Raw genomic sequence first — 20,735 nt, forward strand, 5'->3', positions numbered from 1 at the left:
CTACAGCATGAAATCGCTGTTGCTGAGGAACACATGCAGTTCCGCATCGGTGGCCAGGCCGAGCTTGCGCATGCCGCTGATCTTCTGGTGGCTGATGGTGGCCACGCTGCGGTTCTGCTGCTGAGCGATTTCGCTGACGGTGCGGTGTGCGGCAATCAGTCGAAGGACTTCGATTTCGCGCGGGGAGAGTTGGGTCACCCCCTTCACGCGCTTGCCGGCCGGGCTCGCGTTCAACTCAGCCTGCAATGACTGGCCGATGTACGAGCGGCCACGCACCGCCGCGCTGATGGCCTGCGGCAGTTCATCCATCGCCGCATTTTTGTTGACCACGCACTTTACGCCGGAGGCGATGGCCAGCTGGAGCAGCCGTGTATTGGTGCTGACGGTGAACAGCACGATGCCTATCGCCGGGTACTTGCGGCGGACCGTAGCCAGCATTGGCAGTCCGTCGGGCTGCTGCCCGGGCATCGTCAGGTCGGTGACCAGCACATCGCAGGTCTCACGTGCCAGCCATTCCAGCAACTCTTCAGGCGTGGAGGCCTCGGCGACGACAATGACCGAGACATCGGCACTGATGATGCCGCGTGCGCCAGCGCGGACGATCGGGTGGTCATCGGCGATGATCACGCGGGTGCTCACAGGGTCCACCATAGGCCTAGCTTTGGGAGTTGTTGTATACCATACGCGCCACCATAGGCACGTGGCTGCGGCTCAGGCAGGGCATTGCTTTCGGCCTTGCCGGAGGCTGGCGTCGTGGGTAGAAGTGCGGTGCCGCATCAGCGGCCACGGCGGGGCGCTCAGTGGCCCAAGCCATCTGCGGCACGCAACTTTCTGCGTCTAGGCGGCCCCGGACTTTTTAATTCCTGTCCTCCGCTCGCAAAGGCTGCAACCACAGCGCTACGTCCAAGGCGCCCAGTGTTGCGCTGGCTTTCCAATGCGGGCGCAACACTTGAGCATATTCAAGAGCGCAACGGGTCTTTTCGATCATTGACCGGAATACTCTAGTAAAGCATGTGCTCAGTGATGGCAACACCTCGCATATGTACCAAGATTGCGCGATGCAGTTTGGCAGTCTTAAGCTGTTCTGGTTGTGGATCAAGTCTTTCCCCCCGTCTTGGGAACCCAACACGTGTCTGCCGCGGATAAGTTGCTCATTTCATCGTTGCACCAGGGGCATCCGGGGAAAGTGATCATAGGCCTCTCCCCAGCAGTAATTAGGGCGTGTGGAACGGCTCCCATGCTTGACTCCGCTTGTCGCCCAGCACCTTGCGCCGCCGATTGCGCCAAGTTCGATTGGGAATGTCTTCATCGGACTGTCCTGGCTGGTTGCAGGGGTTGTAGGCCGAGCCATCGCGAGCGATTGCGACACAGACTGGCAACCTAACTTTGGCCTTTGTGCCCTCTGTCAGGCACGTGCAGGTCGTGTCCTTGTCGGTGGTTCCAGATGCCCTAAATCTATCCCGAGTGGAGGGCCGCTCCCAAGGGCGCCAGGGCACTTGCCGCCAGCGAAGCACCGGCCCCCTGCTCCACTTTGGCGGCGCGCGGCTTGGAAAGGTAGAGCCAGCCCAACCACAAGAAGATGATCACCGTTATGTAAACGGACAGGCCCTGAAGAACGCGCCTAGGCACCTTGAACTCATGGCTGGCCGTGTGCAGCGCCGCGCTGCGATAGCGAGAATACAGGCGCTGAGCCTGATGATGAATCTTGCTCGGCCACTGCGTAACGAAAACGAGATCGAAGCCGCGGTCCGGCGCCTCTACATGGAGCAAACGCGTGCGTCATCCACGTCACCAGGTTTTCCGCTGGACGGGAACAGCGTGTTGTAACGCTACAGGGTTGACGAACGGGGCATCTAGCCCACGGCAATCACACGCATTACAAACTTTGTGACACACATCTCGAATGAGCGTTGCAAAGTACTGACTTCATGTTGTATTAATCATAGGCACTCACAGCCGATGGATCGGAAACGTAAATGAGTTCAAGGATGAACGCATTACCCGCTTGCCTCGCTGCAGGCCGCCGCTTCTTCCCCCACTTTTTTGCGCTCCCTACGCGATTTTATTGATCGCGGGGTTGCTGTCCCTTGCCGTTTCTAAAGTCGTGAACGCCAATTGTTGGGGATTTTTCTCGTATGCTCGCTCTTCGCAACGTCAGCAAGATCTATCGGACCGGAAGTGTGGAAACGACGGCGCTACGTTCCCTCGATCTTCATGTGAAGCCGGGTGAGTTCGTCAGCGTCACCGGTCCTTCCGGTTCCGGGAAGTCGACGCTGCTCAATCTACTTGGCCTGCTGGAGGCGCCCAGCGCCGGCGAGTACCTGATCGACGGCGCGCTGTCCCACACGTTGTCCGATTTCGAGCGATCGCGCCTGCGTAACGAGAAGATTGGGTTCGTCTTCCAAGGGTTCAACCTTGTGCGGGATCTCACTATTTTCGACAACTGCGACATACCGTTGCGTTATCGCGGCATGGGTGGAACCGAGCGCCGCACGCGGATTGAATCCGCGCTGGAGCGTGTCGGTCTCGCTTCGCGCGCACGGCACTTTCCAACGCAGCTATCCGGTGGCCAGCAACAGCGCGTCGCCATCGCGCGCGCACTCGCAGGTTCGCCGCGCGTGCTGCTTGCCGATGAGCCCACCGGCAATCTGGATACGCATATGGCAGAAGAGATCATGGCGATGCTGGAGGGGGTCAACCAGGCCGGCACTACCGTGGTGCTGATCACCCATGACACGGCATTGGCGGCCCGGGCGCATCGGCAGATAAGGATGCTGGACGGTATTGCTTCCGAGATCGACGCCGTAGTCAGCGATACCCTGACACTCAACGCGTCGGCGCTGGCATGAGGTCCCCCATGACCCACACGCTTCTGTTTGGCTACTACCTGCGCATGGCTCTTGCCAGCCTGCGACGCAACCTGCTGCTGACCAGCCTGATGGTGGTTGCCATCGGCGTGGGCATCGGTGCGGCCATGACCACGCTCACCGTGTTCATGGTGCTCACCAATGATCCACTTCCGGACCGCAGCGAGCGCGTTTTCCATCCACGACTGGATTCACAGGACATGTCTGGCTATGCCCCCGGCGGCGAGCCACATGATCTGCTGACCCGGCTCGACGCAGAGCAGCTATTGCGAGAAAAGCGCGGCGTCCGCCAGGCCATGATGTACGCCGGCTTTAGCGTCATCGAGCTTGACCAGGGCGACGACATGCCGTTCCGCCAGCGCATCCGCTACACCTCGTCCGACTTCTTCCCGATGTTCGGCGTGCCTTTGCAGCACGGCCAACCCTGGTCGGCAGCCGACGACGAGGCGCGTGCACGCGTGGTGGTCATTGGCGCCGATCTGAACCAGCGCGTGTTCAACGGCGGCAACAGCGTGGGCAAACTGCTCCGCATCAATGGCGAGCAGTTCCGCGTCATCGGTGTCGCTGCACCGTGGCACCCGCAGCCGACCTTCTACGACCTCAACCGTGAAGGTGGCTTCGCCGAGGCGGACCAGTTGTTCCTTCCCTTCTCCACATCGCGGGCGCTGCGCATGGGCTTTGCGGGAAACCTCGATTGCTGGGGCGAGGTGGACAAGGAAGAAGGTCAGCTTGGGCTGAATTCTTCGTGTGCGTGGGTGCAGTACTGGGTGGAGCTGGCCAGCGCACAGGACGCAGCGGACTTCCGGGCTTACCTGGAAAACCATTCCAGCCAGCAGCGACAGAACGGCCGCTACCAGCGTCCCGTCAATGTGCGTCTGGACAATATTCCACAATGGCTGGATTACAAGCGCGTAGTGCCCAGTGACGTCCGCCTGCAGACCTGGCTGGCGTTCGGATTCCTGTTCATCTGCCTGCTCAACACGACGGGCCTGCTGCTGGCGAAGTTCCTGCGACGCGCGCCGGAAATCGGCCTGCGGCGGGCGCTTGGCGCACCGCGCAGCGCTGTGTTCCAGCAATGCCTGGTCGAAGCCGGCCTGATCGGCATCGCGGGCGGCGCCTTCGGCCTGCTACTGGCGTGGTGCGGCCTGTGGCTGGTTCGTCAGCAGGCGGTGGGTTACGCCGCGCTTGCCGGGATGGAGGCGGGCACGCTGTTCGGCACATTCTTGCTTGCCCTGGTTGCCAGCTTGGCGGCGGCGGCGTTCCCTGCCTGGCGAGCCTGCCTGGTGGCTCCCGCCAGCCAACTGAAGAGTCTCTAAGGCCGCTCATGGATATCTCTCTGGTTCTCGCCGCGCTGCGGCGCCACAAGATCATCGCCAGCCTGGTCGTGCTCGAGATCGCATTCACCTGCGCGGTGATCTGCAACGCCGGCTTCCTCATCGCCGAGCGCATCGAACGCGTGCAGCGACCGTCCGGATTGGCCGAAGACAGCCTCCTGCGCCTGCAGCTCAGTGCCGCCAAGCGCGGCGATCAGGACGCGCTCGCACAGACACGTACCGATCTGGCCGCGCTGCGCGCCATCCCCGGCGTGCAGTCTGCAACGGTGGTCAGCCAGATACCTTACGGCGATTCCTCGTCCAACAGTGGCGTCAACCTGCGGCAGGACCAGGACGCCCCTACGCTGGATGCATCGGTGTACCTGGCCAGTCCGGAGGCGCTGCCCACGCTGGGACTCAGTCTTGTCGCCGGGCGTGATTTCAGTGCGCAGGACTACATCGACTGGCAACCCGGTACCGCGCCGGGCGAGATCAACATTCCCACCGCCATCATCACCCAGGCGACGGCAGACCGCCTGTTCCCGCAGGGCAACGCGGTCGGCAGGCAGTTCTACAGCTGGGGCAGCCAGCCCACCCAGGTAGTGGGCGTGGTGGAGCGGCTTACGCGGCCAAGCGAGACCGATGACCCCAGCAGCATGGAGTACTCGATGATCTTCCCGGTCAGTGTGCCCTACACCTCCGGTGCCAACTTCCTGGTACGTACGCAGCCCGGACAGCGCGACAACGTGCTGGAACAGGCGACCGCCGCACTGCGCGAGAGCGGTCCACCACGAATCTTCGGCCTCAACAATGGGTCCATTGAATCGCTGCGCGACCGCTATTATCGCAACGACAAGGCGATGGCGTGGCTGCTCGCGCTGATCTGCGTGTCTCTGCTGGTCATCACTGTCGCCGGCATCGTCGGCCTGGCCAGCTTCTGGGTGCAGCAGCGCACGCGCGCCATCGGTATCCGCCGCGCACTGGGCGCCACGCGGGTGCAGATCCTGCGCTATTTCCAGACCGAGAACCTCCTGCTGACCCTGGGCGGATCACTGTTGGGCGCACTGCTTGCGGTGGCCCTGAACCTGTTGCTCATGCAGTTCTACGAGGTGCCTCGCCTGCCCGCAGCCTACCTGCTGCTTGGCCTGGCCGTGCTGGTTCCCCTTGGGCAGTTGGCCATCCTCCAGCCCGCCCTGAAGGCGAGCCGCGTGGAACCGGCCACGGCCACGCGCAGTGCCTGATCAACCATTCCGTCCGTTCCGTGCATACGGTTCGCGGCGACAACGCGCACGGAGAAGGCATCTCGCCTTGTCCCTGCAGGAGGCCGGTGGGTCATTACAGCTGATGACGACCCAGCTGGTGCAGGCACTGGAACGGCATCCACCCATCGCCTGACCCCTGCATCGGCAGGGGCAGGCTCCTCCCTCCGCAGCAGGGCTGCCTGCTGTGGCGATTGGCCAATCTACTGCGCGTGCTCCATCGATTCATGCACCGGCGTCTGCACGGCGACGGCGGTGTTCATGCTGGCATGCTCTCGCCGCCGGACAGCCTTGCCAGGTGGCCAGGCATCGGTGCTCAGATCAACCCGACGTTTCCGCCGCAATCTTGATCGACTTGACGTTCACAAACTCCTTCAGACCTTCCGGGCCGTGCTCGCGACCATACCCCGACGCCTTCACCCCACCGAACGGAAGCGCTGGTGACGCCACGTCGAACGTGTTGATGAAGACCATGCCGGTGTCGAAGTACTTGCTGGCCAGCTCCCGCGCACGCTGTACGTCACGGCTGAAGATGCCGCCGCCCAGGCCATAGCGGCTGTCGTTGGCGATGCGCAGCGCATCCTCATCGTTCTCGGCGCGGATGATGGCCGCTGCAGGACCGAACAGCTCATCTTCGTAGGCCACCTGCCCCGGCGCCACATCCGCCAGCACTGTGGCCGGATAGAACCAGCCGGTGCGGTCCGGCACTTCGCCGCCCACCAGCAGACGCGCCCCCTGCGAGACACTCTTGGTCACCTGTTCGTGCAGCTTGTCGCGCTGCGCCTTGGAGACCATGGGGCCGAGCTGGGTGTCGTCGGCGTTCGGATCGCCCATCCGGATCGCTTCGAACGCCTTTGCATAGCCGCTGACGAAGGCGTCATAGTTCTTCTTTGTCACGATGAAACGCTTGGCGTTGACGCAGGTCTGCCCGTTGTTGAACAGGCGGCCCTTGACGCAGGTCGCTACGGCCAGGTCCAGGTCGGCGTCGTCCAGCACCAGATAGGCGTCGTTGGAGCCCAGCTCAAGCACGGTCTTCTTGAGGGCCGCGCCGGCCTTGGCTGCCACGGTGCGCCCGGCTGCCTCGCTGCCGGTCAGTGTCACCGCGCGCACCAGGTCGTTTTCCACGATGTCATTGGATTGCTCGTGGCTGATCAACAGCACCCCGAACAGCCCCTTGGGCAGCCCGGCACTTTCGTAGATATCACGCAGCAGCAGCCCGCTGCCGGTGCAGCTCTCGGCATGCTTCAGCAGCACGCCATTGCCTGCCATCAGGCTGGCGATGGAATAGCGGATCGCCTGGTAAGCCGGAAAGTTCCACGGCTGAATGCCGTAGACCACGCCGATGGGCGCATGGGTCACGATGCCTGTGGCACCTTCCACGTCGCGCTCCTCATCGGCCAGGGCGACCGGACCCTGCTTGGCGGTGTAGTCACAGATAGCAGCGCACAGCTCGACTTCGGTGCGGCTGTCTTCAATGAGCTTGCCGACCTCGTCGGTCATCAGTTGTGCGAATTCTTCCTTGCGCTCGCGAAGCGCCTTGGCGATGTTCGCGATCACGTTTGCCCGCTCGTCCAGACTGCGTAGACGCCATTGCGTAAACGCTTCATGGCTTGCCTTCACTACCGCGGCGGCTTCGGCGTCGGACATGTAGGAATAGGTAGCGAGCACTTCTTCGGTCAGCGGATTGATCGTGGTCAGCTGCTTGTTGGACATGGAGAGAGACTCTTCACTTCAAAAGGAGGTGTATAGAGGGTCGCCGCCGTGCAGTTCCTCCGCTGTGAATTCTTCAGCGGAGGGCATCACTGGAGGTTCACTGCGCCCCATTGCTACAGTGCGCCTTCGGCTTGCCCTGACGAACTCCCCACATGCGCTCCTGGTTGCGAACAGTCTCCATCACTCTGGCGGCAGCGCTGGCTACCGCCGTTGTTGCCAGCCTGCTGCAGACCCAGATCAATCTGCATGCGCTTACTAAACTTGGCCTCGAGGTCAGCTGGCAGGCTCGGGCTGCCGTTACGTTGGAGGATCTGGCTCGGTTCGGGCCTGTGATGTTCGGCTTTTCGCTGGCAGGCGGCGTTCTCGCGCTTGGTCTGCAAACAGGCCTGCGGCGCCTGGGGTTGAGCGCCCTGCCCTGCGCGCTGCTCGCCGGTGTGGCCGGGCTGGCCATCGTGCTGGCGCTGCTACGCAGTGTGATCCCGATGCCCGCGGTCGCCGCGATCCGGGAGATCCCAGGCTTCGTCTTGCTCAGCCTGTGTGGGCTGGTGGGAGGGTATGTGAGCCACGTGCTGGCAGGACGTGTCGTGCACGGAGCACGCCGGCACGACCGGGCGGCTTACCTGGTGCCTGCTTGCCTCGTGTTGCTGCCGCTTGCGTCGTTCCTGTTGATGCGCCCGATGCCGGAACGGTCACAGCCCCCTGCGGCGGCGGGATACCAAGCCACCATCGTCGCCAACGGCCTGCAGTGGCCGTGGTCGCTGGCGGAACTGCCGGACGGAAGACTGCTCATCACCGAAATGGCGGGCCGCCTGAAGGTGATTGACCCCGTCGGTGAATCTGTGGACGTCGACCTTTCCACACTACCCGAGGGGTATCAGCGGGAGCGCGTGATCGGCCTGATGGACATCGCCCTCTCCCCCGACTACGAGAACGACCACCGTATCTATCTGACGCAGGGCTACCGTGATCCGCGCGGCGTGGGCGTCCGTTTGATGCGTAGTGCGCTCAACTTTGCCGGCGGTGAGTGGTCGATAGATCAGGTGGAGGTTCTATTCGAATCCACGCCAAAACCCAGCGACGGCAACAACGGCGGGCGTCTGGCCTTTCTCGACTCGCACACCCTGCTTATGACGGTGGGCGACGGCAGTGCGCGCCGGGAAGACGCCCAGAGCGAAAACAACTCGCTGGGCAAAGTGATGCGCATTTCGCTCGCCCCGGGTGCCAGCGGCGCGGTCGTGTACACCTCAGGGCACCGCAATCCGCAAGGGATCGTGCGTGACCCCGTCACCGGCGCCATTTATGTCAGCGAACACGGGCCGCGCGGCGGCGATGAACTCAACCGGCTTCGACCGGGCGGCAATTACGGCTGGCCTCTGGTCAGTCATGGTATCGACTACCCGTTTGCCCGGGTGAGCCCGTTTACGCATCACCAGCGGTTCGACGACCCGGAGGTGATCTGGTCGCCGTCGATCGCACCCTCTGGCTTGGCCGTCTATCAGGGTGCCCTTTTCAAGGGGTGGCAGGGCGACTTCCTGGTGCCTGCGTTGCGTGAGCAGAGTGTCCGCCGCCTTGTTCGCGACGGTGACCGTGTAGTGCGCCAAGAACTGTTGCTCGGTGAACTCGGCGAACGTATTCGTGACGTCAAGGTCGCTGGAGATGGTTCCATCTACGCGCTCACCGACGGGGTGGACGGGAAGCTGCTGCGGATGGTGCCAAGGGACCCCTTGAGCACGCCGCTCAAGTGACGCCGGCCGCGACCCTTGCGGTGTCGCGAGCGCTGGAACTATCGGGAGCTCATGCCCACTAGCTGCCGTGATCGGCCAACGCATCGTGAAAGTCGAGCTCGTGGACGATGACAACTCGAGATCCTGCTTTACGCAGCTTAATGGCCTTCTCGACCTTGCGTCCGTAGCATGCAAACGCCCAGCATGGATTGCCTTCCGCACCGATGACCAGGTAGTGGACGTTCTTCGACGGAGATGAATGGGCCGATCCGCCAAGCCTCTTAACGACGCCTTCGAATTCGGCGCGGGTGAAGCGCGACGATGCGCCTGTAAAGCAGAAGCCCCTTTCCATGAAGCTGATCTCTGGATCCACCGCGCATAAGCCAACGATCTGCCGCCCTTCCAACACGCGCGGACTGGTGATTGTGCGGTCGTCAAGCAGGGGTGTGAACTCTGCGAAGAAAGCTTGGAGCATCGCGTGTTCCTTCGCGTCTATCTGCTTGTCGGCGAGCACCCCTGTGATCAGGCTGCCCACCTCGTCGAAGGGCCAGCATGTTTTCAGGTGCTCGTGATCTGCCATCCAATCTGACAGGGCGCGCAGCTCTTCCACGGAGATATGCGTGTCCGCAACGATGCCCCCCAAGATGGCGTGCAACCGCTGCAGGTCGGCAGTCACGTCGTCGTAGAATTCAGTCGAGCGCAGACGTTCACACAGCCACACGATGTCTGCGTGCTCTTCCTCGGTCAGGACGCCGTCGGCTACCGCGGCAGTGACAACCGGCACGAGCTCGTTGAAGGGGTGCTGGTCACGCACGGTGTCGTGCTCGGCCAGCCACAGGTTGAGGTAGTCGAGCTCGAGGGCGTTGATCTGGCCGTCGATCACGATACCTTCCACGATGCCGATGAGCGCGTTGACGGATTTGTCCAGCCGGGCCTTCGACGTGAACTTGAAATAGTTGCGGTGATCCGAGTGCATTGCGTTACGTCCCTGTTCAACGCCGTCCAGTGGCGTGTTATGGAAACTTACCGCCTAAATATGGTATCCAACCTTCCCGTGATGTGGGGCTGAAGCTGATGGGCGCCACAGCCAAGACTACATCAGCTTTGAATCGGTCACGGGCGATCTGGCGCATTTGCGGCACGTCCACGTGCTATCTCTAGGCTCTTGAGGTCGCTCGCTGGCAGAAGTAATGTCGCTTTTCGCGCCATATCCCAAAAAGCATAGGTGTCGCCCAGGCGGCCAATCAGATTCAGCCCATCAAGCGTCTTGGGGCCGACCGTCACGCTTGCGACGTATTTTCCGTCCCCTTGCACGATCTTTTCCGCACGCTCAGCGCCCAACCAGCTCGAAGCTGTCGAAACATAAACAAGCATCGCTACAGCGGACGTCAGCAAGGGCGAGCTTTTTACTGAGCTGGGCACTGCCGGTGCATTCATTACTACAACTAGGCAGACAACCGTGAGCAGACCGCCCAGCAGGATGGTCCATGCGCTTGCCCACCAGATGATCGCTCCCGTCCCTATGAGTAGAGCAACTGGTGCGATCCGCGTGAGCACTCTGCGATCTGGGCTGGTGCTGACTATCTTGCCCTCCAGCCATCCTCCCAACAAAATGGCAACAAGCATGAGGCCGAGCACCACTCCAATACCCGCTAGGCCGGCCAGTGCAATCTCGCTCACGGCGACAAACTGGAATGGATCTACGCCGAACTGGCTCCAGTACGACTGCAGATAGAGCGCGCCCTGGACGAGCCCGAACGTTACGAGGCCAGACCCCCAGCCGGCGACGTCGGCGATCGATAGTTGCTTCTTTATCCGCTCCATCAGCTATCCCCCACCCTGAAGTTCAACTATAGCGATGTGGGCATAGTTCGGCGAATTGAATGGATCTGCTACGTTGGCAGATCGAGGGGCCACCCGGGGCGTGTTTTCTACGCTTTCGCGCACTCAATCATGAGGTTCAGCTCAAGCGTCTGTCCTGGCTCCAGCCGCTTCGGCGCCAACGTAAACCCATCAGGCGGCCCAGTCTGCGGCTCCACACACGTCGCGTGCGCAGCACCGTCATACACCACCCAGTGATCCGTATCCGCCCGCAACTCCAGCCGCTGCGCCCCAGACACCAGCACCACCTCCGCCTGGTTGATGAAGCAGTCATCCCAAGCCCCAGTCGCGGGCGCGGGAGTAACACGGGGCAATGTAGCGATGCCCTCCCCGTCCCGTGGATACATCGCACTTGGCGAGAACAGCAGCTGATCGGGCTTTCGAAACCACGGGTGCCAGCCAAGCACTGCCGGCATCGCCTTGTCGCCGGCTTGCACGGCCAGCCTCAGCTTCAGACGGTCGGGCAGCACATGGATCGCCTGCGTCGCACGCCCCCCGAAAGGCCAATAGCCATCCTCAGGAAGCGCCAGTGACAGCGTCGCGGTATCCGCCCCAAGATTTTCAATCCGCCAAGGCCGCGAGAACCCTACGCCATGGATGGCATGCGCCCCAAGGTTCGGCGGGAGCTCAAACGCCTTGCCATCAAACACAAAGCGCCCGCGCCGGATCCTCCCCGCCCAAGGCACCATCGGATAGCAGCCCCATCCAATGGCGGCCGCCCCGCCCTCGTCCTCGCCCACCAGCCAGTCCACCTCGTCGTACCGCATCTGAGCGATACGGCCACCGGCGTCCGGTGCAAGCGCGACCTCCAGCCTGCCCGCGCGCAACCAGTACAGGCGCCCACCATGCAGCGGCGCCTGCGCATCATCCTTGGGTGACGCCGCTTCAAGCGCCATACGGATCGATCGTCCGGATGCTGCCGTCCGGCTCCATGTGCAGCGGTGTGCACTTGACCGAGCGCAGATGGGTCACGCCGCCGGATAGCAGGGCGTCGTGATAGAAGAGATACCACTGTCCCCCGAACGCGCAGATGGAGTGATGCGTAGTCCAGCCCACCACGGGCTTCAGGATCACGCCGCCATAGGTGAACGGTCCGTACGGGCTGTCACCGATGGCGTAGCACAGCAGATGCGTATCGCCCGTGGAGTACGACAGGTAGTACCGCCCCTGGTACTTGTGCAGCCATGGTCCCTCAAAGAACCGGCGCGCATGGTCATCGGCCCGCAGCGGCTGTCCGTGCTCGTCCAGGATGACGATCTCGCGCGTGGGCTCCGCCAGTCGGGTCATGCCCGTGTCCAGCCGGCCGACCCGCGGGCCGAGTGCCGGTGCGTCGCCGGTGGGCTCCTCATATGCCGCATCAAATCGGTTGTCGCGGTACTTCTGCAGCTGGCCGCCCCAGATGCCGCCGAAGTAGAGGTAATGCGCGCCGTCATCATCCTCGTACACGGCCGGGTCGATCGAGTACGTGCCCTCTATCGGCTCGGGCTCCGCAGTGAACGGGCCCTCGGGGTGATCTGCCACCGCGACGCCGATGCGGAACATGCCCTGCGCGTCCTTGGCCGGGAAGTACAGGTAGTAACGGCCGTCGCGGTGCGCCGCATCCGGTGCCCACATCTGCTGCGCGGCCCAGGGCACGTCGCGCACATGCAGCGCCACGCCGCAGTCGGTGGCCTCACCCTCGGGGGAGTCCATCCGCAGCACGTGGTAATCCTCCATGCGGAAGTGCCCGCCCTCATCGTCGAAGGGCGCGCCGCCGTCGATGTCGTGCGACGGATAGAGGTACAGGCGCCCCTCGAACACATGGGCCGAGGGATCGGCCGTGTAGATGTGGGTCACCAGCGGCGGGGAGATGGCATGCGCCGCGAGCTGATCAAGGGTGTTTCCCTGCCGACGCAGATGCAGGTCATGCTCGATGCGCGTCTCCATACGCTTGTCGATCTTGTAGAAGAAGAGCAGCGCGACAGCGACCAGGAACGGGAGGGAGCAGTAAATACTCACGGTCAGGCGGATGCCGTCCACCACGGCCTGGGGCTGTTGCTCCGCGCCGGCCTGATAGCCGTGGTGTGCAAGAATGCCGGCGACCAGCGCACCGCCGATGCTGAGCCCGATCTTCAGCCCGCACAGCATCGCGGAAAAGATGATCGCGGTGGCGCGGCGATGGTTCTTCCATTCGGAGTAATCGGCCACATCGGCGATCATCGCCCACAGCAGCGGGATGGTGATGCCGTAGCAGAACCCGTGCAGCATGAAGGCGCCGAAGGCCACACCGACCGCCGTGGGCGGAAACAGGTAGAACACCAGCAGGAACACGGTGGACACCAGCAGTGCGCCACCGAACACGTCACGTTTGCCGAAGCGGTCGGCCAGGCGCCGGGAGACCCCGATGCCCAGGATCATGCACAGAATGCCGCAGGCGTTAAACAGGCTGAACGCCGAGGTCGCCGGGTCCTCCGGCCAGGTAAAGCCGGACAGGCCCCATCCGTTGAGCGTGGCGTTCAATCCGCCGATGAAGCGGTTGAAGCCGGAAGTGTCGAGAAAGCCCGCCAGCGCGGCCTCGCTCATGTAGTACTGGAAGTAGTAGATGTACGTGCCGCCCTTCAGGGCCAGGTTGATGAAGACCAACACGGTCAGGGCCAGCATCACCTTCCACGGCCGGTTGTGCAGCAGGTCGGTCAGGTCCTGCATCACCCCGCCGGTCTGCTCCTTGGCAGGCACGATGCGCTCGCGGGTGGTGGCGAAGGTGATCAGGAAGAACAGCGTGCCCACCACCGCGAACACCGTCATCACCCGCTCGAAGCCCTGCACCCGATCCCCGTCGCCCAGGATCAGCACCAGCGGCAACAGCAGGACCTGGATGATGAACTGCGCGATCATCACTGCCACGAAGCGGTAGGCCGAGAGGCTGTTGCGCTGGGCCATGCTGCCGGTGAGCACGCCGCTGAGCGCGGAGTACGGAAGGTTGTTGGCCGCGTACACGAACATCAGCAGGCCATAGGTCACCAGCGCATAGAGAACCTTGCCCTGCGCGCCCAGGTCCGGCGTGCTGAACGCAAGCAGCGACAGCACACCGAACGGGATCGCCGTCCACAGGATCCAGGGCCGGAACTTTCCCCACCGGCTGACGGTGCGGTCGGCGGCAATGCCGATCAGCGGGGTGAACACGAAGGCCCCCAGCAGGCCGATCACGAAGATGATCGTGGCCGCCGTGGCGGGCGGCAACCGGTACACATCGGTATAGAAGAACGCCAGGTAGGTGATCAGCGTCTGGAAGATCAGGTTGGCCGCGAGGTCGCCCAGGCTGTAGCCCAGCTTCTCCCGGACCGACAGCGTGTGCTCGGGGGTATCGCTGTGGCGGGCATCAGTCACGATTCGCCTCCACGGTGAAACGGCTCCGCACGCGGGCATCGGCGCTTGAACCGCCTATCCGTACTTCGTATGCCCCGGGCCGCACGACATAGGCGCCCCGCGCGTCGTCGTACTCGCGCAGGGCCTGCTGCGCGTCCAGCTCGAAGGTCACGGTGCGCCGCTCGCCCGGCGTCAGGTGAACGCGTTGGAAGCCGCGCAGCGTCTGTTGCGCATCGCCTGCACCCGCTGCAAGCCGCCGCACATACAGCTGCACCACTTCATCGCCCGCGCGCTTGCCGGTGTTGGCCACCTCCACCTGCACCTTGAGCGTGCCGTGGTCGGCAATGCGGGGCGCATCGAGGCGGAACTTGCTGTACCCGAACCGGGTGTAAGAGAGCCCGTAACCGAAGGGATACAGCGGGGTGCCGCGGAAATAGCGGTAGGTGCGGCCTTCCATCGCGTAATCATCGAACGCGGGCATTGCCTGGTCTGCGCGGTAGAACGTTACCGGCAGCCGGCCGCCCGGGTTGACGTCGCCGAACAGCGCCGCGCCCACGGCGGTGCCGCCGCGTTGACCCGGATACCAGCTCATCAGGATCGCGGAGAGGTTCGCCTGGGCCCACTCCACCGCCAGCGCCGACCCTCCCGTCAGCACCATCACCACCGGCTTGCCGGTGGCGTGCAGTGCTTCCAGCAGGGCGCGCTGGGTAGCGGGCAGACGCAGGTCGGTGCGGTCGCCGCCGGCGAAGCCCGGATAGTTGACCGTCATCTCTTCGCCTTCCACGTCGCCGGTCAGGCCGCCGACGAACACCACCACCTCCGCGCTGCGGGCGGCATCGACGGCTTCCTCGAACGGCGGCTTCGCCCCGGGCATGCGCCAGCCCAGCCGCACGCCGGCATCGCGCTCGGCGTCGTAGTACTCCAGCGTCAGCTCATAGGCACGGCCCGCCTGCAGGTCCAGGTCGACCCCGTCGCTGCGCAGGCGATCACTGTTGGCCCAGTGGTCCAGCACCCGCTTGCCATCCACGTAGAGGCGGAAGCCGTCGTCGGCCGCCGCCTCGATCCGGTAGCGGCCCGATACCGGCGGCAGCAGCTGGCCACGCCAGCGGATGCTGAAGCCATCGTTGGGGATGCCCTGCCCCGGTGCGGCTTCACCGCGGGCCAACAGGTTGTCGGTCGGCGAGCCGCGGTCCCAGCGGAACCCGATCTGGGCATCAGTGCGCACCAGCGCCGGCGTCCCTGACAGATCGGGCGTACGGAAGTACTCACCGCGCAGGCCACGTTCCGGGGAGTCGGCCGCGGGCCGCAGATACGCCGCCTCGATCAGCGGCGTCGCGCTGGGATCGTCGCGCCCTTCGACCAGGTCCACACCACGCGCATAGCGCACCTCGATGCCCTTCGCCGCCTCGCGGATGCCTTGCAGGATCGTCACCGGTGCCGCCGGTGTGCCGAAGTAGTTGCCGAGCAATGCCATGGTGTCATCGGCGGTCGGGCCGACCACGGCGATGCGCTTCAGGTTGCGTGGCAGCGGCAGCACGCCATCGTTCTTCAGCAGCACCAGCGATGCCTGTGCGGCCTTCAGGGCCAGCGCATCGTGCGCCCGGGCCTGGTTCACCGAGGCCGGAATCTGCGCCCAGCGCACGCGCTCGGGCGGATCGAACATGCCCAGCCGCATCCGTGCGGTGAACAGGCGCGTCACCGCATCGTCGATCTCGGCTTCGCTGATCAGGCCGTGGCGTACGGCGGCCGGCAGGGTGGCGTACTCCTGGCCGCACTCCAGCTCGGTGCCGTTGTTGACCGCCAGTGCCGCCGCAGCCTCGCGGGTGGGGACGATGTTGTGATGCTTCCAGATATCCACGATCGCCCAGCAGTCCGACACCACGTAGCCCTTGAACCCCCAGTCACGGCGCAGCACGTCGCGCAGCAGGAACTGGCTGGCGCTGGCGGATTCGCCGTAGACCCGGTTGTAGGCCCCCATCACCGCATCCACCTGGCCCTCCTTCACCAGCGCCTCGAACGCCGGGAGGTAGGTGTCGTACAGATCGCGTTTGCTGGGGCGTGCATCGAAGTGGTGGCGGTCGGCCTCGGGGCCGCTGTGCACGGCCAGGTGCTTGGCCGTGGCGTCCAGCTTGCGGTACACCGGGTCGTCGCCCTGCAGTCCCTGCACGAAGGCGACGCCCATGCGCGCGGTGAGGTACGGGTCCTCGCCGTAGGTTTCCTGGCCGCGTCCCCAGCGCGGGTCGCGGAAGATGTTGATGTTCGGGGACCAGTAGGTCAGCCCCTGATAGCGGCCATGCGACCCCTCGCGCACGAACTGGTGATGCTTGGCTCGCGCCTCGTCGCTGATGGTGGTGGCCACCTGCCCCATCAACGGCACGTCGAACGTGGCGGCCAGCCCGATGGCCTGCGGGAACACTGTGGCCTGCCCTGCCCGCGCGACGCCATGCAGGCCTTCGTTCCACCAGTCGTAGGCCGGAACGCCCAGGCGCTCGATGGCGGGCGCGGCGTTCTGCATCTGCGCGGCCTTTTCTTCCAAGGTCATCTGCCCCACCAGCGCGGCGGCGCGGGTTTCGAAGCTGGCCGATGTATCCAGCCACGGCTGGGTCTCGGCGGCGTGACCGGTGCTCGCCACTGTCATGGCAGCGCACAGCGCCAGCGTGCGGAAGATGGGGCCGCGACGGCCGCTGTGGAGGGAAGACGTACTCGCCATCAGTTGCTCCTCAAAGCGCGCTCGTCGCGCGCGAATGGTCCCAGCAGGGCGCCGACGAAGCCGCCTGCGCGATCCGTACTCAATACCGTTCCGTCCACGTCAGCCGCGAGGGTCTGCCAGCCACGCCCGTCGTCCGTATCGAACGCGAAGGCATAGCGCCCCTCGTCACCGGCGATCTTCAAGCGCAACGACGTGGCTGCGGTCACCTCACGCGTGGCCAACGTGCGGGTCACGCCGCTGCCGTCGCGCGCTTCAAGGAAGACCGCCACGCGGTCCCCGCCGAGGCTGCGCACGCCAAGGAAGTACCAGTACGCCTCGTTCTGGAAGGCGGCAAGGCCTGCCGCCACACCGGCGGCCGGCCGCGTCATGTCGGTGCTGGCCTCGAAGCGCAGGTGCTGCTGGCGGCGGCCAAGGAAGGCGGGATTGCGCAGCGTGTCCAGGTTCTCCGTCAGCGGATGCACGGCCAGTGCGCCCGGACGCAGGCTGAGGTCTGCCCACGCCTGTTTGGGGACGCGTACCTGCACCCATCCGGTGCCAAGCGTGGGTGCATCGAAGCCGTCGCGATCGATGAAGTTGCCGGTCGACGGTGCCTGCGCGGCATCGCCCTGCATCCATGACGGTGCCTTGACCGCATACGGAATGGTCTGCCCGGCCGGCAGGATCACCGGCCAGCCGTCACGCCATTGCACGGGCAGCAGATACGTCTCACGCCCCGTGTTGTAGTGCCGTGTCTGGTAGTTGCGGCTGGCCAGAAACACGGCCCACCAGGTGCCGTCCGGACCTTCCACCAGGTCGGCGTGCCCGGCATTGGTGATTGGTAGCAGCCGGTCGTCGGGCAGGTCGCGCTGGGTGAGAATCGGGTTGCCCGCATACGGCAGGTACGGCCCCCACACCTGGCGGCTGCGCAGAACCACCTGGGAGTGCTGCGGGCCGGTGCCGCCCTCCGCGTCGGAGAGGTAGTACCAGCCGTCGTGCTTGTAGACGTGCGGCCCTTCGATCCAGATCGGATTCTTCGCCGGCTCCACGCCGCCGTCGATCAGCACCCTGCGCGGCCCGACCGGCGTGAATGTGGCCAGATCGAGCTGCTGCATCCAGATCGCGCGGTGACCCTCGTAGCGTGGCGGACCGGGCGGTACATCATTGTTCACCAGGTAGACCGTCCCGTCGTCGTCGAAGAACAGGGACGGGTCGATGCCCTCGATGCTGGGCAGCCAGTGTGGATCGGACCAGGGGCCGGCCGGATCGCGCGCGGTCGCGATGAAGTTGCCGCCGCTGTCGACCGCCGTGGTGACCACATAGAACACGCCGTCGTGGTACTCGATGGCCGGCGCGAAGATGCCGCGGGAGACGTTCAGGCCATCAAAATCCAGCTGCGTGGGGCGGTCGATTACGTTGCCGATCTGTTTCCAGTGCACCAGATCAACGCTTTCGAACACTGGAATGCCCGGAAAGTAGGTGAAGCTGGAATTGACCAGATAGAACCGGTCATTGGCGCGGACGATGCTCGGGTCCGCATGGAAGCCGGCCAGGATCGGGTTGCGGTACTGACCGGCGGGCAGCGGCGTCTCGAAGGCCGCGTCGCGACCGGCATATTCGAACCAATCGAAGTACACCGGTGGCGCGGGCGTGGCGGCCAGCGCCGGCGCTGCGGACAGCAGCAGAAGTGCCGCAACCATCAGAAGGCGCACCGCGGGTGCGCGTCGATGGCGGCCGTGGGCAAGGCAGTCGCTCCAGCGTGTCTGACTCATCGTCCATCTCCCGGTGCGGAAGGAAACTGCAGGGCCTCATACCAGGCCAGCGGGTGCGGCGGTGCGGTTTCGCCGTCAGGCAACGGCCTGCCGCTCACCGACTGGAAGTACCCCACGCTGGCATCGCGCCACCACTGCGCTTCGCGGCGCTGAAGGCTGAGAAAGGCGGCGACCTGCGCATGTCGTTGCGCATCCACCCTGCCCTGCAGGCCGGCCCACGTCGCCTGCATGCCCTGCACCTGGCGTACGCCCTGCGTATAGCGCCCCACCAGTTCGTCCCACAACGGCCGTCCGGACGCCATGCGGTGATCCCACGGCACATGATGGAACCACAGCAGCAGCGGCTCCGGGACGCGCGCCAGATCCTCGTACTCCGCGGCTACCTCCGGTGAGTACTGGCCTACCGCATTGCTGCCGTGGGCGGTGCGATCGAAGCCGATGCCATGACGATCGGCGCGGTGGTAGTAGACCGATGTCCAGTCCGCGCGTGGGCCGCCGTCCACCCACGGGCCCGGCCCGTAGTGGTGCCCGCGCGCCATCAGGTGGTGCAGACCCAGCGGCGTCATGTAGTTCACCGCCGCCTCGCGCGAGTCCATCATCATCTCGACGATGGGCTGCACCACCTCGGGAGACGGCGTGAACGTCATTGCCGCCCAGTCCGCCGCGATGTCGCGGCTGGGGTGACGGGGATTCCAGGCGAGACGACCGAAGGCATACCAGTTGGCCTGATCGAAGTGCGAGCCACTCCAGGTGCGGTCGTTGCCGATGTTGGCGACGCCGGCAATGCCGGTCAGAAGCTGCGCCACCGTAGCGCCCTCACCGCGGACGCGGGTGTCGGACTGCAGCGCCTCCTCATACAGTGGCCCCAGATATACCAGGTGTGTGGCGAAGCCGAGATATTCCTTGGTGATCTGGACCTCCATCATCAGCGGCGTGCGTGGCATGGCGCCGAACAGCGGATGGAACGGCTCCCGCGGCTGGAAATCGATGGGCCCGTTCTTCACCTGCACGATCACGTTCGGGAGGAATGCACCGTCCAGGCCAACAAACTCGGTGTACGCCTGCGTGGCGCGGTCTGCCGGCACGTCGTGCGCGTAGACGAAGGCCCGCCACATCACGACGCCGCCGTGCGGTGCCAGCGCGGCGGCCAGCAGGTTGGCACCGTCCGCATGCGAACGACCATAGTCCTGCGGGCCGGGCTGCCCTTCCGAGTTGGCCTTCACCAGAAAGCCGCCGAAATCCGGAATGCGCGTGTAGATTTCGTCGGCCTTGTCGCGCCACCAACGCTGCACGGCCGGGTCGAGCGGATCGGCGGTGGTCAGCCCGCCCAGCTCGATCGGTGCGCTGAAGCGCGCGCTCAGGTACACGCGGATGCCGTAGGGTCGGAAAATGTCCGCCAGCGCCGCCGCTTTGGCGAGATAGTCCGGCGCCAGGCTCTGCGCGCTGGCATTCACATTGTTCAGCACCGTGCCGTTGATGCCCAGCGAGGCATTTGCACGCGCGTAGTCCGTGTAGCGAGGATCGCGCCATTCCGGAAGGGTCTGCCAGTCCCACAGCGAGCGGCCCGCATAGCCGCGTTCGACATACCCATCCAGGTTGTCCCAGTGGTTGAGCAGGCGCAGCCGGAGCCGTGGCGATTCGCGCACCTCAAGCGCGTCCAGTGAGGCGCCGGTCTGTAGCAGGCGCAGCAGATGGAACACGCCGTACAGCACGCCGATGTCCTGCGGCGCGGCGACCAGCAGCACCGTGTGCCCGTCGATGTGCACATGTCTGAGCAGGTAGCCCTCGTCACCCAGCGCCTCCATCTCCTTGCGCAGCGGCGCGATCAACACCGACGACTGCGGCGTGCCCAGCACCACGGCCGGGGCAGCGATCGCCGCTGTGTTCATCCGGGGCGCGCGACCCAGCAAGCCGCTGAGGCCTCGCACCAGCTCCTCGCGTGCGGCCCGCTGCGTCGGCGTCTGATCAGGGGCCACCACTTCGCCGAGGTGCGTGCGGTAGTCCGCCGCGAGTGCAGGTGGCAGCGGTGCATAGCGCATCCAGAGAGCGTAGCCGTCCTCCGCGCGAACGTTGCCCGTGAACGCCAGCAATACCGCGGCAGCGACCAGCATCCAGTGACACCGCTCGACATTCCAACGGGGCCGTGGCGTCGCCCCTAAACCTTGTAAGCTCAGG

Annotated in this window: 13 protein-coding genes and 1 pseudogene; 4 read left to right on the forward strand and 10 right to left on the reverse strand. The window is 64.6% G+C overall.

The features are described 5' to 3' along the window. Positions 1 to 639, reverse strand: a complete 639-nt coding sequence (locus tag ACWV8V_RS05625) for a response regulator (RefSeq protein WP_455899160.1) — start codon at positions 637 to 639, stop codon at positions 1 to 3. Between the two features lie 1,496 nt (positions 640 to 2,135). Between ACWV8V_RS05625 and ACWV8V_RS05630 the strand changes: the two genes are divergently transcribed. From ACWV8V_RS05630 to ACWV8V_RS05640, 3 genes are read left to right on the forward strand one after another with little or no spacing between them, the layout of a single operon-like run. Continuing rightward, on the forward strand, positions 2,136 to 2,849 hold the full coding sequence (locus ACWV8V_RS05630; protein ID WP_123729279.1) for an ABC transporter ATP-binding protein: 714 nt from the start codon (positions 2,136 to 2,138) through the stop codon (positions 2,847 to 2,849). Positions 2,850 to 2,872: 23 nt separating this feature from the next. Beyond that, entirely contained in the window at positions 2,873 to 4,183 is a 1,311-nt protein-coding gene (locus tag ACWV8V_RS05635; RefSeq protein ID WP_259260082.1) for an ABC transporter permease, read from the forward strand. Between the two features lie 8 nt (positions 4,184 to 4,191). Beyond that, positions 4,192 to 5,421, forward strand: a complete 1,230-nt coding sequence (locus tag ACWV8V_RS05640) for an ABC transporter permease (protein ID WP_123729280.1) — start codon at positions 4,192 to 4,194, stop codon at positions 5,419 to 5,421. Between the two features lie 339 nt (positions 5,422 to 5,760). Here the strand turns inward: ACWV8V_RS05640 and ACWV8V_RS05645 are convergent, their stop codons facing one another. Continuing rightward, the gene (locus ACWV8V_RS05645; protein WP_455899161.1) at positions 5,761 to 7,152 is read right to left on the reverse strand and encodes an aldehyde dehydrogenase family protein; all 1,392 of its coding nucleotides are present in this window, start codon (positions 7,150 to 7,152) and stop codon (positions 5,761 to 5,763) included. 152 nt (positions 7,153 to 7,304) lie between these two features. Here ACWV8V_RS05645 and ACWV8V_RS05650 point away from each other — a divergent pair, with 152 nt between their 5' ends. Then, positions 7,305 to 8,897 carry a PQQ-dependent sugar dehydrogenase gene (locus tag ACWV8V_RS05650; RefSeq protein ID WP_455899162.1) on the forward strand — a complete coding sequence of 531 codons (1,593 nt, stop codon included), beginning with the start codon at positions 7,305 to 7,307 and terminating at the stop codon, positions 8,895 to 8,897. A 58-nt stretch (positions 8,898 to 8,955) separates the two neighbouring features. Here the strand turns inward: ACWV8V_RS05650 and ACWV8V_RS05655 are convergent, their stop codons facing one another. From ACWV8V_RS05655 to ACWV8V_RS05690, 8 genes and pseudogenes are all read right to left on the reverse strand, one after another. Continuing rightward, positions 8,956 to 9,852: a BRCT domain-containing protein gene (locus ACWV8V_RS05655; protein ID WP_455899163.1), complete on the reverse strand. Its 897-nt coding sequence runs from the start codon at positions 9,850 to 9,852 to the stop codon at positions 8,956 to 8,958. A 137-nt stretch (positions 9,853 to 9,989) separates the two neighbouring features. Continuing rightward, positions 9,990 to 10,700 carry a hypothetical protein gene (locus ACWV8V_RS05660; protein ID WP_455899164.1) on the reverse strand — a complete coding sequence of 237 codons (711 nt, stop codon included), beginning with the start codon at positions 10,698 to 10,700 and terminating at the stop codon, positions 9,990 to 9,992. 107 nt (positions 10,701 to 10,807) lie between these two features. Continuing rightward, positions 10,808 to 11,653 carry an aldose epimerase family protein gene (locus ACWV8V_RS05665; RefSeq protein ID WP_455899165.1) on the reverse strand — a complete coding sequence of 282 codons (846 nt, stop codon included), beginning with the start codon at positions 11,651 to 11,653 and terminating at the stop codon, positions 10,808 to 10,810. Beyond that, positions 11,643 to 12,659, reverse strand: a complete 1,017-nt coding sequence (locus tag ACWV8V_RS05670) for a glycoside hydrolase family 43 protein (protein ID WP_455899609.1) — start codon at positions 12,657 to 12,659, stop codon at positions 11,643 to 11,645. Before ACWV8V_RS05670 ends, ACWV8V_RS05665 begins: the two co-directional genes overlap by 11 nt. Further along, positions 12,642 to 14,162: pseudogene (locus ACWV8V_RS05675) on the reverse strand (MFS transporter); the annotation flags it as partial. The pseudogene ACWV8V_RS05675 and the gene ACWV8V_RS05670, both read right to left, overlap by 18 nt. Further along, on the reverse strand, positions 14,116 to 16,740 hold the full coding sequence (locus ACWV8V_RS05680; RefSeq protein WP_455899610.1) for a glycoside hydrolase family 3 C-terminal domain-containing protein: 2,625 nt from the start codon (positions 16,738 to 16,740) through the stop codon (positions 14,116 to 14,118). The pseudogene ACWV8V_RS05675 and the gene ACWV8V_RS05680, both read right to left, overlap by 47 nt. 71 nt (positions 16,741 to 16,811) lie before the next feature. Further along, on the reverse strand, positions 16,812 to 18,488 hold the full coding sequence (locus ACWV8V_RS05685; RefSeq protein ID WP_455899166.1) for a glycoside hydrolase family 43 protein: 1,677 nt from the start codon (positions 18,486 to 18,488) through the stop codon (positions 16,812 to 16,814). A gap of 68 nt (positions 18,489 to 18,556) precedes the next feature. Beyond that, positions 18,557 to 20,734, reverse strand: coding sequence for an alpha-glucuronidase family glycosyl hydrolase (locus ACWV8V_RS05690; protein ID WP_455899611.1), 2,178 nt, complete (start codon positions 20,732 to 20,734; stop codon positions 18,557 to 18,559). Position 20,735 lies beyond the last annotated feature (1 nt).

Source organism: Stenotrophomonas sp. Ker107b (genome assembly GCF_053847245.1).

What these genes read in the sequence shown, in the direction of transcription:
- ACWV8V_RS05660 (WP_455899164.1), bottom strand. Translation starts at nt 10,700, where the DNA reads ATGGAGCGGATAAAGAAGCAACTATCGATCGCCGACGTCGCCGGCTGG.
- ACWV8V_RS05680 (WP_455899610.1), bottom strand. Translation starts at nt 16,740, where the DNA reads ATGACAGTGGCGAGCACCGGTCACGCCGCCGAGACCCAGCCGTGGCTG.
- ACWV8V_RS05665 (WP_455899165.1), bottom strand. Translation starts at nt 11,653, where the DNA reads ATGGCGCTTGAAGCGGCGTCACCCAAGGATGATGCGCAGGCGCCGCTG.
- ACWV8V_RS05655 (WP_455899163.1), bottom strand. Translation starts at nt 9,852, where the DNA reads ATGCACTCGGATCACCGCAACTATTTCAAGTTCACGTCGAAGGCCCGG.
- ACWV8V_RS05640 (WP_123729280.1), top strand. Translation starts at nt 4,192, where the DNA reads ATGGATATCTCTCTGGTTCTCGCCGCGCTGCGGCGCCACAAGATCATC.
- ACWV8V_RS05650 (WP_455899162.1), top strand. Translation starts at nt 7,305, where the DNA reads ATGCGCTCCTGGTTGCGAACAGTCTCCATCACTCTGGCGGCAGCGCTG.
- ACWV8V_RS05630 (WP_123729279.1), top strand. Translation starts at nt 2,136, where the DNA reads ATGCTCGCTCTTCGCAACGTCAGCAAGATCTATCGGACCGGAAGTGTG.
- ACWV8V_RS05685 (WP_455899166.1), bottom strand. Translation starts at nt 18,488, where the DNA reads ATGGTTGCGGCACTTCTGCTGCTGTCCGCAGCGCCGGCGCTGGCCGCC.
- ACWV8V_RS05645 (WP_455899161.1), bottom strand. Translation starts at nt 7,152, where the DNA reads ATGTCCAACAAGCAGCTGACCACGATCAATCCGCTGACCGAAGAAGTG.